Source organism: Phenylobacterium sp. (assembly GCF_965284355.1).
Classification (GTDB): Bacteria; Pseudomonadota; Alphaproteobacteria; order Caulobacterales; family Caulobacteraceae; genus Phenylobacterium.
Genome location: NZ_OZ260078.1, coordinates 2,035,555 through 2,047,518, shown reverse-complemented (window position 1 = coordinate 2,047,518; position 11,964 = coordinate 2,035,555). Strand labels below are relative to the sequence as shown.

The window sequence follows — 11,964 nt, the reverse complement described above, 5'->3', positions numbered from 1 at the left end:
GTAGGCGTGTCACACCCTCGCCGGCGCAGGCTCCTCGGCGGGGACCTCGATCTGCTTTTCCCACTTCGCGACGACGGCCGAGGCGATCGAATTGCCGACGACGTTGGTGGCCGAGCGGCCCATGTCGAGCAGATGGTCGACGGCGAGGATGAGGGCGATGCCCGCCTCGGGCAGGTCGAAGTAGGTGAGCGTGGCCGCGATCACCACCAGCGAGGCCCGCGGCACGCCCGCCATGCCCTTGGACGTCACCATCAAGAGCCCCAGCATCGTGAACTGCTGCGCCACCGTCATCTCGATCCCATAGACCTGGGCGATGAACAGCGTCGCGAAGGTGCAGTACATCATCGAGCCGTCGAGGTTGAACGAGTAGCCCAGTGGCAGGACGAAGCTGGCCACCTTGCGGCTCACGCCCCACTTCTGGAGCTCTTCCAGGGTGCGCGGGTAGGCGGCCTCGGACGAGGCCGTGGAGAAGGCCAGCAAGGTCGGCGCGCGGATCTGGGCGATCAGCTTGAGGATCCGCGGCCCGACGATGACGACGCCCGCCAGGATCAGGAGGCCCCAGAGGATCCCCAGCGACAGGTAGAAGCCGCCGACGAACTTGGCATAGGTGAACAGCACCTCGATGCCTTTGGTGGCGATGGAGGCGGCGAGCGCGGCGAAGATCGCGAACGGCGCGGTCTTCATGACGTAGCCGGTCACCTTCAGCATGATCTGGGCGCCCTGCTCGACGACGGCCAGCACCTGTGGCGCCTTGTCGTCGATGGCGGATACCGCGGTGCCGACGAAGACCGAGAACACCACGATCTGCAGGATTTCGTTGCGCGCCATGGCGTCGAAGATCGACGCCGGAACCAGGTGGGTGACGAACTCGCGGAGCGTGAACTTGCCGACGTCGACACCTGCCGCCGCCGAGCCATCGGGCGGAAGCGCCAGGTTGAGCCCGGACCCCGGCTGCAGGATGTGGACCATCACCAGGCCCAGCGTTAGCGACACGACCGAGGCCACGATGAACCAGCCGATCGTCTTGACCCCGATGCGCCCCACCTCGGACGCGTCGCCCATGTGGGCGATGCCGGCCACCAGAGTGGTGAACACTAGGGGCGCGATGATCATCTTGATCAGCCGCAGGAAGATGTCGGTGATGATCTGGAGGTTGCCCGCCCAGGCGGCCGCTTCGGCGGCCGGCAGGGTGGTGTTGAGGACCCAGCCGACGAGGACACCGAGGACCATGGCGCCCACGATGAAGGCGGTGAAGAGACGATTCATGCTCATTCCTGAGGAGTTCGGGGGTCTTTGTCGCCGGGAAGCGACGCTTCGTCCAGCGTGGCGAGTCGCAACCGTCACGGAGCGGCGCTATAAGCCGCGTGATGAAGAAGCAAGACGCAGCCGGCATCGTTGATCGGCTGGAGACTGAGTACCGCCATAGCGTCGACTCGCTCCGAACCGCCCTGAAGTCCTTCCTCGCGGGCGGCCCACCTCCCGACGGCGCCCTGCGGCGCGGCGGGGCCTTTGTTTATCCCGAACTGCGCCTGACCTGGCCGCCCGGGTTGCCGTACCCGCGGACCAGCCGCGCCTATGCGCGGATTCCGGCGCCCGGCCGCTATGCGATCACGGTGACGCGGCCGGACCTGTACCGCGACTACCTGATCGAGCAGCTGACGCTGTTGCAGGAAGGGTTCGACATCACCCTCGAGGTCGGGCGGTCGAACCAGGAAATCCCGTTCCCCTACGTGCTGGATCCGGCCGACATGGCCATGGCCGACGTCAGCTCGGTGGAGATCGCCCGGTATTTCCCGACGACCGAGCTGGCCTACATCGGCGACGAGATCGTCGACGGCGCCTGGATCGGCCTGGAGGACGAGGCGCGCCCCCTGGCCTTGTTCGACGGCCTGCGCACCGATTTCTCGCTGGCCCGGCTGACCCACTACACGGGCGCGCCGGCCGACCACACCCAGCAGTTCATCCTGTTCACGAACTACCACCGCTATGTGGACGAGTTCGTCAGCTGGGCCTGCAAGCAGCTGCAGTCCGGCGGGCCGTACACGGCGCTGTCGGCGGCGGGTCATGTCTACGTGACGCCCGATACGCCCAATCCGGAGGCGGCGGTGGCGGCGGGCACGTGGCGCAAGCACCAGATGCCGGCCTATCACCTGATCGCGCCCGGCCGGGCGGGGATCACGCTGGTGAACATCGGCGTGGGCCCGTCCAACGCCAAGACGGTATGCGACCACTTGGCGGTGCTGCGGCCCCAGGCGTGGCTGATGATCGGGCACTGCGGCGGCCTGCGCGGCAGCCAGAAGATCGGCGACTACGTCCTCGCGCACGCGTACCTGCGCGACGACCATGTGCTGGACAAGGTGCTGCCGCCCGAGATTCCGATCCCGCCGCTGGCCGAGATCCAGCTGGCGCTGAACGCGGCGGCCGAGCAGGTGACCGGCGAGACGGGCGATGTGCTGAAGCAGCGGCTGCGGACCGGCACGGTGGTCTCCACCGACGACCGCAACTGGGAGCTCAAGTATTCGTCCAGCGCGCTGCGGTTCAACCAGAGCCGGGCGGTGGCGATCGACATGGAGAGCGCCACGATCGCGGCCCAGGGCTACCGGTTCCGGGTGCCCTATGGGACGCTGCTCTGCATCTCGGACAAGCCGCTACACGGCGAGATCAAGCTGCCGGGCCAGGCCAACGCCTTTTACGACCGCGCTATCGGCCAGCACCTGCAGATCGGCCTGGCCGCCATCGACCTGCTCCGCAAGGAAGGCAGCCGCCTTCACTCGCGCAAGCTCCGCAGTTTCGACGAGCCGCCGTTCCGGTGATTTCCCTCCCTTGATGGGGAGGGAGAGGCCGCGCCAGCGGCCAGGGTGAGGCGGTGTGGGCTAGGCTGAGAGGGCGGGGAGGATCGCTACTCCCTCACCCTGATCGCCTTCGGCTGTCTAGCGGCATGATGGGTAACAGATTAGCCCGGTTGGATAGGTAACAGTTTGCGGCCGTGTGGATCGATGAGGCCGATGGGTTGGCGGTAGAACCAGACGCGCCAGCCGTGGTCGATCTCCTCGATAGCCACGCCCTCGCCGGCGAGGGCGTGGCTGATCTGGACGAGTTCGCCGCGCCACTTGATCTCGCCGGTGGTGCGCACCTTGCGGACCGCGAGGTCTGATCCGTACTCGGGCTCCGGAAGGCGGCGGGGCATGGGCCGGGGCGAGGGGCTGTAGAACCGGGCGGGGGTGAGCTGGTCGAGCGCCTGATGAGGCCGGTCGTGATTGTACTCCGCGCGGAAGGCGGCGAAGCGCCGGGCCTGAGCCTTTCGATCGGCGGCCGGCGGCGAGAGCGTCTCGAGCAGGGTGAGATGCAGGCGCTCCAGGCGACCGTTCTCCTGCGGCCGGCCAGGAAGGATGCGCTCGGGCTGGATGCCCAGCTTGATCCACCAGACCGACAGCGCCGAGAGGCCCGTGGGGCTGGCGGTGGCGAAGGGCGGGCCGTTGTCGGAGCGGATCACCTGCGGCAGACCATAGGTGCGGAAGGCCCGCTCCATCACCGGCCGCGCCTCGGCCGCCGACGTCCCGCCGCCGGCCGAGACCGTCAGCAGGAAGCGGCTGTAGGCGTCCGCCAGCGTCAGCGGCTCGCAGCGCGACCCGTCGCCCAGTCGCACCCAACCCTTGTGATCCACCGCCCACACCTGATTGGGCCGCTCCGGCGTCACCAGCGCTCCAGCCCGCACCGGCGCCCGCCGCCGAAGCCGCCGGCCCTTCACCAGCCCCGCCTTGCGCAGGATCTCGTCGGCCGTCGAGTGCGAAGGCCACGCCAGGTCCGGATGCAGCGCTTCCAGCCGCGCCACGATCTTGCGCGGCCCCCAGTGCGGCCGCGCCCGCCGCAACTCCACGATCTTCTCAGCCAACTCCGGCGACGTCGAGCGGCCATGCCTCAACGGCGCATGCGAGCGATCCGCCAGCCCCGCCGGACCCTCCGCCGCATACCGACCCAGCCACTTGTAGCCCACGCGCCGGCTAATCCCGTACGCTTCGCAAAGCTCCGTCATCGAAGCCTCGCCCGCCAGACACTCACCCACAAACCGAAGACGCTGATCCATCGCGAACGCCTCAAGCCACGGCATCGCACAGCCCCCAAAGCGAGAACTGTTACCCCTCTATCCGGGCTGGTCTGTCACCTCTCTATCCGGGCAGGACACGGCGATCTGTCCCTCCCCATCAAGGGAGGGAAGGCGATCCCTTCCCCTGCGGCTGTCTCGAAAAATCCGTGGAAGACCGGTATGACGCCGGAATGACCCGCCGCATTCCCTTCGAGTCCATCGACAACTTCCGCGACTTCGGAGACTACGCCGCCGGCCAGCGGCGGCTGAAGCGGGGGCTGCTGTACCGCTCAGCCAGCCAGTCACGGGCCACCGACGCCGATCTTGAAAAGCTGGCGGGGCTGGGGCTGTCGGTGATCGTCGACCTGCGGCGCTCGAATGAACGCGAGCGCGAGCCGTCGCGCCGTTGGGCCGGGTTCGGCGCCCAGGTGATCGAGAACGACATCGGCCAGGAGAGCGCCGATGAGTGGGCGACGTTCATCCAGACGTCCGACCTGACCGCGGCCTCGTTCCGCAACTACATGCTCGAGTACTACCGCCACCTGCCGCATCAGACGCGCCACATCGACCTCTACCGCCGCTACTTCCGGGCGCTGGTGGAGCACGAGGGGCCGATCCTGGTTCATTGCGCGGCGGGCAAGGACCGGACCGGGATCATCTGCGCGCTGACCCACCACGTGGCGGGCGTGCACGACGACGACATCCGCGACGACTACCTGCTGACCAACGATCCCGAGCGGCTGGAGCGCCGACTGCCCCAGATGCGCGACGTGGTGCGCGAACAGACCGGCCGCACCGCGTCCGACGAGGCGCTGATGGTGGCCATGCGGGTCGAGGCCGAATACCTGGACATGGCCTTCAAGGTGATGTGCGACGAGCACGGCTCGCTCGACGGCTACCTCGACGACGTGCTGGGCCTCGACGCCGACCTGCGCGGCCGGCTGCACGACCGCCTGCTCGCCTAGATGACCTCGCCGGCGACCTCGCGCATGGTCGCTCTGGAGGGCGTCGGCAACTTCCGGGACTTCGGCGGCTATGAGACCGCGAGCGGGCGCTTGAGACTGGGCCGTCTCTTCCGATCCGCACACCTGGCGCACGCCAGCGATGCCGACCTCGCGGTTCTGGCGGGCTATGGGATCCGCGCCGTGGTGGATCTCCGCCGCGCTGTCGAGCGCGCCGCCGAGCCCTGTCGCCGCTGGAACGGCTTCGGAGCCGAGGTGATCGAGAACGATATCGAGGAAGCGTTTCTGCAGCCCAGCCCGACCCCGAACCAGGGCTTCCCCATGCACCTGGACGTCGAGGCGCATCGGGCCCGCTCGCGAGGCTTCTACGCGCGCGCGGCGTATGAGGAGCGGCACATCGACCTTTTCCGGCGCTACTTCCAGGCCCTCGTCGCCCCCGGCGATGGTCCGGTGCTGATCCACTGCGCGTCGGGCAAGGACCGCACGGGCCTCCTGGCAGCGCTGACGCATTGGGCGGTGGGCGTGCGTGAGGACGAGCTGATGGGCGACTTCCTGGCCACCAATGGGCTGCTGGGCCCGCGCCTGCCGGGGTTGCGAAAGCTGGCCAACGCCGCGGCCGGTCGCGAGGTGGGCGACGATGAACTTCTGGCGCGGGTCTCGGTGGGCCCCGACTACCTGGAGGCGGCGTTCGGTTCGATGATCGAGCGCCATGGCTCGGTGGACGGCTACCTGCGCGACGTCCTGGGCCTGGACGCCGGGCGGAAGACCGCGCTGATCGAACGCCTCGTCGCCTGATCGAAGGTTGCGCCGACAGGCGCACATTCTCTAGAGATCGCCCCCATGCAAAGCTTCCAACCGCCGCGCCGGATCCTGATGGGTCCGGGTCCCTCCGATGTCAGCCCTCGCGTGCTCGCCGCTCTGGCCCGGCCGACGATCGGGCACCTGGACCCCGAGTTCCAGGCGTTCATGGAGGACACCAAGGCGGCGCTGTCGCGGCTGTTCAACGCGCCCGACCATGCCTGCATCCCGCTGCCCGCGCCCGGTACGGCCGGCATGGAAGCGGCGATGATGAACCTGCTGGAGCCCGGCGACCGCTGCGTGGTGGCGGTGAACGGGGCGTTCGGCGGCCGGATGGCCGACATGGCCGGCCGCGCGGGCGCAACCGTGGTGACGGTGGATCACGACTGGGGCCAGCCGGTGGACCCGGCGCGGGTCGAGACCGCGCTGGCGGAAGCGCCGACCAAGGTGCTGGCGTTCGTGCATGCCGAGACGTCGACCGGCGCGCGCAGCGATGCGGCGGCGCTGTGCGGCCTGGCCCGCAAGCACGGGGCGCTTTCGGTGGTCGACTGCGTGACCTCGCTGGGCGGGATCACGGTGGACGTCGCCGCATGGGATGCGGACTTCGTCTATTCCGGCACCCAGAAGTGCCTGTCGGCGCCGCCCGGACTGTCGCCGGTGGCGATCTCCAAGCGGGCGCAGGCGGCGATCACCGGGCGCAAGGAGAAGGTCCGCAACTGGCTGCTCGATTTCAACCTGATCATGGCCTACTGGGGCGGCGACGGTGGGCGGACCTATCACCACACGGCCCCGATCAACGCCCTCTATGGCCTGCACGAGTCGCTGGTGGCGATCTTCGAAGAGGGCGTGCAGGCGGCCTCTGTCCGTCACGCCCGCATGCACGAGGCGCTGGCCGCCGGGATCGAGGCGGCGGGGCTTAGGTTCCTGGTCGATGCGAAGTGGCAGCTGCCGCAGCTGAACACCGTGATCGTGCCCGATGGCGTCGACGAGGCGGCGGTACGCGCGCACGTGCTGAAGCGCTGGGACCTGGAACTCGGCGCCGGCCTGGGGCCGCTGAAGGGCAAGGTCTGGCGCATCGGCCTGATGGGCGCTTCGGCCACCCCCTGGCACGTCCGCCTCTGCCTGACGGCGCTATGCGAGGCGCTCGCCGCGCAAGGCGTGAAGGCCGACGTGGACAAGGCCCTCGCGGCCGCCGACGCGAAACTCGGCTAGCAGTTCTCCTTTAGCCGTCATCCCGCGAACAAGTAGCGGGAGGACGAGCTTGTGGGGCGGGGTTGGGGCTAGCTAAACGTCGACAACCTGACCCGTGTCGCTACGGTGCCGACAAAGCCGTCGAGAGAGCGGCCGGGGAGAGATGACTGTGACCGACGCCGCCCAGGATGTCCGCGCGCCTGCGCCGGATGGCAAGCTGAACAAGGGCGCGCTGTCGTGGGCGATCTTCGAGGGGGGCCGCGACCCCTTCGTCATCCTGATCACGATCTACATCTTCATGCCCTACGTCGCCGGCTCGATGATCGGGGACCCCGTGAAGGGCCAGGAAGTCATCTCCCAGTGGCAGCAGTGGGCCGGCTGGGCGGTGATGGCGACGGCGCCGTTCATCGGCGCTTCGATCGACAAGCTGGGCGGACGCAAGGCCGGGCTGGCGCTGATCGTCGGGCTGATGATCCCGCTGACCGCGGCGCTGTGGTGGGCCAAGCCCGACGGGACCGGCCTGTCGGTGGCCACGACCATGCTGTTCGCCATGACCGTGCAGGTGCTCTTCGCCTACAATGAGATCCTGCATAACTCGCTGCTGATCCGGGCGGCGGGTATGCATGCGGCGCACAAGGCCTCGGGCTTGGCGCTGTCGCTGGGCAACCTGTTCTCGGTGCTGGCGCTGGTGTTCACCGCCTGGGCCTTCGCGCTGCCGGGATCGGTGGACTGGAGCTGGGTGCCCAAGACGCCGCTGTTCGGCCTGGACCCCGCCACCCACGAACCCGAGCGGGTGGTCGCCTGGCTGGCGGCGGGCCTTCTGCTGTTCGGCTCGATCCCGCTGTTCCTCTGGACGCCCGACGCGCCGCGCACCGGCACGCCGATCCCTCGCGCCTTCGCGCAAGGGGCGGCCGAACTCTGGCGGATGCTGCGCACGGTCAGCCATCACCGCGATGCGGCGGTCTATGTCGGCGCCCGGATGTTCTTCGTGGACGGGATGAACGGGGTGCTGGTCTACGCCGGCGTCTTCGCCGTGGGCGTGATGAAGTGGGGCGCGCTCGAGATGCTGGCCTACGGCATCCTGCTCTCGATGTTCGCGGTGCTTGGCGGCTTCGTGGGGCGCTGGCTGGACGCGGCGGTGGGCCCGAAGAATGCGGTCGCCATCGAGATCATCATGTCGATGGTGGGGCTGACGGCCTTCCTGGGCATGGCGCCCGACACCATCCTGTTCTTCTGGCCCTACGACGCGGCTGCCCACGGCCCGCTGTGGGATGGGCCGGTGTTCCAGACCTGGCCCGACGTGGTCTTCGTGCTGGTGGGCTTCTCGAATGCGATTTTCATCACCGCCCAGTACGCCTCGAGCCGCACGCTGCTGACCCGCCTGTCGCCGCCGGACCAGACCGGGGCGTTCTTCGGGGTCTATGCGCTGTCGGGCGTGGCCACCGCCTGGCTGGCGCCCACCATGGTCAACCTGGGAACGCGGATTTCCGGCACCCAGCAGGGCGGTTTCGCGACCCTGCTGGTGTTACTGGGCGTGGGGTTGGCGGGGCTGGCGTGGGTCCGCGGCGGCGGCAAGACCTGGGTCCTGACCGCGCAATAATCCCGCAAAAACCAGCGGAATCAAAGATTTCGTGAACATGGTTTCCTGTCATTAATCATGAATTTCGAATAATGATGTAGATATTTTAGGCATCCGAATTCATGCCAACTTAAACGCGCCTCGCGACATTGGTCATGTTCTTAGGGGCGAGCAGGCAAACGAGCTTGAAGCCCCCTCATAGTCTGCTCGCAGAAACCAAGGAGATGACCCCATGTCGAAGTTCGTGACCCGCTTCCTGAAGGACGAATCCGGCGCCACCGCCATCGAGTATGGCCTGATCGCCGCCCTGATCGCTGTCGTGCTGGTGGCCTCGCTGCAAGGCGTCGGCACCGCGCTGGAAGGCGCCTTCGACAAGATCAAGACGGACGTGACCGCCGCGACCGCCTCGTAAGGCGACGCCAGTCAGAGACGACCCGAGGGGCCCCGGCGGAAACGCCGGGGCCCTTTCGGATTCAAGCTTTGCTGCAACGCTCCGTTCATGGGTGGGGGCGAAAATGCCGCTCCAAGAGGTTCGCCCATGCTGTCTTTCGTGGTCCCCGCGTTCGTCGCCGCCTTCGCAGGCCTGCTGCTGACGGGCGCCATCAAGGACCTGGTTTCGTACACGATCCCCAACTGGATCTCGCTGGCGATCATCGGTCTGTTCCCGGTTGCGGCCCTGGCCGCCGGACTGCCGCTGGCGACGATCGGCCTGCACGCGGGCGTCGGCGCCGCTGTGCTGGTTGCGGGGATGGCGATGTTCGCCCTGCGCTGGATCGGCGGGGGCGACGCCAAGATGTTCGCCGCCGCGGCCCTCTGGATGGGCTGGCCCGCGGCCATGGATTTCGTTCTGTGGACGGCACTGACCGGCGGGATGCTGGCGATGGTGCTGATGTCGCTGCGCACCGCCGCCTTCCGCCCGATGGTGATGATCGGCCCGCGCTGGCTGGTGAAACTGTCCGAGCCGGGCGGGGCTGCGCCCTATGGCGTGGCCATCGCGGCCGGCGCCCTGGTCGCGCTGCCGCAGTCGGCGCTGATGCACGGCGTTGGACTCTAGCTTGCGGACTCAGCAGATATCGCGACAGGCTTGGCCGTCATGTCGGACGTGATCCTCGAAACCTGGGACGGGCCGCTCACGCCCGTGCACGCGCTGAGCGAAGCCGGCTGCACGGCCGCGCTGGAGGCCGACGCCTTTGCAGCCGCGCTGGCGAAGACCGCCGAGTTCAAGGGCAAGGCCGGGCAGGTGCTGCTGGTCCCCGCCGCCGACGGAACGCTCGACCGCGTGCTGTTGGGCCTGGGATCCGGGCCGCGCGACTCAGGCGCCTTCCGGAGTCTGCCCGCGAAGCTGCCGCCGGGCGTCTACCGAATCGCCGAGTCGCCTGAGGACATCAGCGCCGACCAGATCGCCCTGGCCTTCGCGCTGGGGAGCTACCGGTTCGATCGCTACAAGCCCGCTAAGGGCGAGCGGCCGCGCCTGCTGGCCGAAGGCGCCGACGTGGCCGAGGCGCGCCAGGTGGCCCACGCCTGCGCCCTGGCCCGCGACATGGTCAACACCCCGGCCAACGACATGGGCCCGCGGCAGATCGAGAGCATCGCCCGCGAGATCGCCGAGCAATACGGCGCCCAGATCACCGTGATCGAGGGCGAGGGCCTGCTGGAAGCCAACTATCCCGCCGTGCACGCGGTCGGCCGCGCGGCCGATCCGCACCGCGCGCCGCGGTTCATCGAGATCAGCTGGGCCCCTGAAGGCAAGGACGGGGCCGACAAGCCGCTGGTCTGCATCGTCGGCAAGGGCGTGGTGTTCGACACCGGCGGCCTCGACATCAAGCCGTCGGCCGGCATGCGCAACATGAAGAAGGACATGGGCGGCGCCGCCCACGCCCTGGCGCTGGGCCGCATGGTGATGGCCGCCAGGCTGCCGGTGCGCCTGGCGGTGCTGCTGCCGGTGGTCGAGAACGCCATCTCGGGCGACGCCATGCGGCCGGGCGACATCCTGGCGTCGCGCAAGGGCCTGTCGATCGAGGTGGGCAACACCGACGCCGAGGGCCGCCTGATCCTGGCCGACGCCCTGACCCGCGCCTGCGAATTGGAGCCGGCGCTGACCATCGACATGGCCACCCTGACCGGGGCTGCGCGCATCGCGCTGGGGCCGCAGCTGCCGCCCTATTTCACCGACGACGACGAACTGTCCGGCCAGATCGAGGTCGCGGCCAGATCCGAGAACGATCCGGTGTGGCGCCTGCCGCTGTGGAAGCCCTATGCCGACGCGCTGGACAGCGATGTGGCCGAGATCAAGAACGACCCCGACGGCTGGGCGCAGGCCGGATCGGTGACCGCGGCTCTCTTCCTGCAGCGGTTCGCGCCCAAGGGCCCCTGGGTCCATCTCGACATCTTCGCCTGGAACCCCCGAGGGCGCCCTGGATTCCCGTCGGGCGGGGAAGCCCAGGCCATCCGCGGCCTCTACCGCATGATCCGCGAGCGTTTCGCATGAAGCACGATCCCCGCATCACCCCGTGGCGCGACGGCATCGCCGCCCGCAGCCTGGAAGGCGTGATCGAAGCCGAGGTCTATCTGGACCCCAAGGCGATGAGCTGCACGGCCGCCGCCACCGGCATCCGCTCGGCGCCCGATGCGGGCGCCGAGCAGATGGACCAGCTGTTGTTCGGCGAACGGTTCGAGGTGCTTGAGGAAGAGGGCGCGTGGCTGTTCGGCCAGGCGGCCCGCGACGGCTATGTGGGCTTCGTCGAGGCCGCGGCCATGGGACCGGCGGGCCCGTTGCCGACGCACCGGATATCCGCGCTGCGCACCTACGCCTTCGCCGCGAACAGCATCAAGTCGCGCGCCTCGGGCCCGTACTCGATCAACAGCCTGGTGGCGGTGGACGCCGTCGAGGGCAAGCTGGCCAAGGTGGCCGGGGCCGGCTGGATGACCGCCGCGCACCTCGAGCCGATCGGCATGTTCGAGGACGACTGGGCGGCCGTGGCCGAACGCTTCGTGGGCGCGCCCTATCTGTGGGGCGGGCGCGAGAGCCTGGGCCTGGACTGCTCGGGCCTCGTGCAGCAGGCGCTGTTCGCCTGCGGCCACGCCTGTCCCCGCGACACCGACCAGCAGCAGGCGCTGGGCGCACCGATCGAAGCCGAGGCCTTCGGCCGCGGCGACCTGGTGTTCTGGAAGGGCCATGTGGCCATGGGGCTGGGCGACGGCGAGATCGTCCACGCCAACGGCTACCACATGGCCACCGTGGTCGAGCCCCTGACCGAGGCCATCACCCGGATCGACGCGGCCGGATCGGGCCAGCCGACAGCCTATCGACGGGTTTGACCACTGCGCGCCGCAGGCGCCGCCGTTTGGAA

The 11,964-nt window shown here is 68.8% G+C and carries 11 protein-coding genes; 9 read left to right on the top strand and 2 right to left on the bottom strand.

What is annotated here, in order from left to right; translation table 11 throughout:
* Nucleotides 1–9: 9 nt before the first annotated feature.
* On the bottom strand, nucleotides 10–1,266 hold the full coding sequence (locus ACQ66R_RS09950; RefSeq protein WP_430421529.1) for a dicarboxylate/amino acid:cation symporter: 1,257 nt from the start codon (nucleotides 1,264–1,266) through the stop codon (nucleotides 10–12).
* A 98-nt stretch (nucleotides 1,267–1,364) separates the two neighbouring features.
* Here ACQ66R_RS09950 and ACQ66R_RS09945 point away from each other — a divergent pair, with 98 nt between their 5' ends.
* A complete protein-coding gene (locus ACQ66R_RS09945; protein WP_430421528.1) occupies nucleotides 1,365–2,813 on the top strand; it encodes an AMP nucleosidase in 1,449 nt (482 codons plus the stop codon).
* Between the two features lie 140 nt (nucleotides 2,814–2,953).
* Here the strand turns inward: ACQ66R_RS09945 and ACQ66R_RS09940 are convergent, their stop codons facing one another.
* The gene (locus ACQ66R_RS09940) at nucleotides 2,954–4,084 is read right to left on the bottom strand and encodes a helix-turn-helix domain-containing protein (protein WP_430421526.1); all 1,131 of its coding nucleotides are present in this window, start codon (nucleotides 4,082–4,084) and stop codon (nucleotides 2,954–2,956) included.
* Nucleotides 4,085–4,275: 191 nt separating this feature from the next.
* Between ACQ66R_RS09940 and ACQ66R_RS09935 the strand changes: the two genes are divergently transcribed.
* The 8 genes from ACQ66R_RS09935 (at nucleotide 4,276) to ACQ66R_RS09900 (ending at nucleotide 11,932) form a co-directional block, all read left to right on the top strand.
* A complete protein-coding gene (locus ACQ66R_RS09935) occupies nucleotides 4,276–5,049 on the top strand; it encodes a tyrosine-protein phosphatase (protein ID WP_430421525.1) in 774 nt (257 codons plus the stop codon).
* On the top strand, nucleotides 5,050–5,841 hold the full coding sequence (locus ACQ66R_RS09930; RefSeq protein WP_430421523.1) for a tyrosine-protein phosphatase: 792 nt from the start codon (nucleotides 5,050–5,052) through the stop codon (nucleotides 5,839–5,841).
* Between the two features lie 45 nt (nucleotides 5,842–5,886).
* Complete coding sequence (locus ACQ66R_RS09925) at nucleotides 5,887–7,056, top strand: pyridoxal-phosphate-dependent aminotransferase family protein (protein ID WP_430421521.1); 1,170 nt, start codon at nucleotides 5,887–5,889, stop codon at nucleotides 7,054–7,056.
* Nucleotides 7,057–7,198: 142 nt separating this feature from the next.
* Entirely contained in the window at nucleotides 7,199–8,635 is a 1,437-nt protein-coding gene (locus ACQ66R_RS09920; protein ID WP_430421519.1) for an MFS transporter, read from the top strand.
* A 211-nt stretch (nucleotides 8,636–8,846) separates the two neighbouring features.
* Nucleotides 8,847–9,026 carry a Flp family type IVb pilin gene (locus ACQ66R_RS09915; RefSeq protein WP_293362531.1) on the top strand — a complete coding sequence of 60 codons (180 nt, stop codon included), beginning with the start codon at nucleotides 8,847–8,849 and terminating at the stop codon, nucleotides 9,024–9,026.
* 126 nt (nucleotides 9,027–9,152) lie between these two features.
* Nucleotides 9,153–9,668 carry an A24 family peptidase gene (locus tag ACQ66R_RS09910; protein ID WP_430421517.1) on the top strand — a complete coding sequence of 172 codons (516 nt, stop codon included), beginning with the start codon at nucleotides 9,153–9,155 and terminating at the stop codon, nucleotides 9,666–9,668.
* 39 nt (nucleotides 9,669–9,707) lie between these two features.
* Entirely contained in the window at nucleotides 9,708–11,102 is a 1,395-nt protein-coding gene (locus ACQ66R_RS09905; protein ID WP_430421515.1) for a leucyl aminopeptidase family protein, read from the top strand.
* Complete coding sequence (locus ACQ66R_RS09900; protein WP_430421513.1) at nucleotides 11,099–11,932, top strand: C40 family peptidase; 834 nt, start codon at nucleotides 11,099–11,101, stop codon at nucleotides 11,930–11,932. The genes ACQ66R_RS09905 and ACQ66R_RS09900 overlap by 4 nt, the downstream gene beginning before the upstream one ends.
* Nucleotides 11,933–11,964: the final 32 nt, after the last annotated feature.

Excerpts from the sequence above, each read along its gene's own strand:
- ACQ66R_RS09950 (WP_430421529.1), bottom strand. The coding sequence starts at position 1,266 with ATGAATCGTCTCTTCACCGCCTTCATCGTGGGCGCCATGGTCCTCGGT.
- ACQ66R_RS09940 (WP_430421526.1), bottom strand. The coding sequence starts at position 4,084 with ATGGATCAGCGTCTTCGGTTTGTGGGTGAGTGTCTGGCGGGCGAGGCT.
- ACQ66R_RS09935 (WP_430421525.1), top strand. The coding sequence starts at position 4,276 with ATGACCCGCCGCATTCCCTTCGAGTCCATCGACAACTTCCGCGACTTC.
- ACQ66R_RS09930 (WP_430421523.1), top strand. The coding sequence starts at position 5,050 with ATGACCTCGCCGGCGACCTCGCGCATGGTCGCTCTGGAGGGCGTCGGC.
- ACQ66R_RS09925 (WP_430421521.1), top strand. The coding sequence starts at position 5,887 with ATGCAAAGCTTCCAACCGCCGCGCCGGATCCTGATGGGTCCGGGTCCC.
- ACQ66R_RS09920 (WP_430421519.1), top strand. The coding sequence starts at position 7,199 with ATGACTGTGACCGACGCCGCCCAGGATGTCCGCGCGCCTGCGCCGGAT.
- ACQ66R_RS09915 (WP_293362531.1), top strand. The coding sequence starts at position 8,847 with ATGTCGAAGTTCGTGACCCGCTTCCTGAAGGACGAATCCGGCGCCACC.
- ACQ66R_RS09910 (WP_430421517.1), top strand. The coding sequence starts at position 9,153 with ATGCTGTCTTTCGTGGTCCCCGCGTTCGTCGCCGCCTTCGCAGGCCTG.
- ACQ66R_RS09905 (WP_430421515.1), top strand. The coding sequence starts at position 9,708 with ATGTCGGACGTGATCCTCGAAACCTGGGACGGGCCGCTCACGCCCGTG.
- ACQ66R_RS09900 (WP_430421513.1), top strand. The coding sequence starts at position 11,099 with ATGAAGCACGATCCCCGCATCACCCCGTGGCGCGACGGCATCGCCGCC.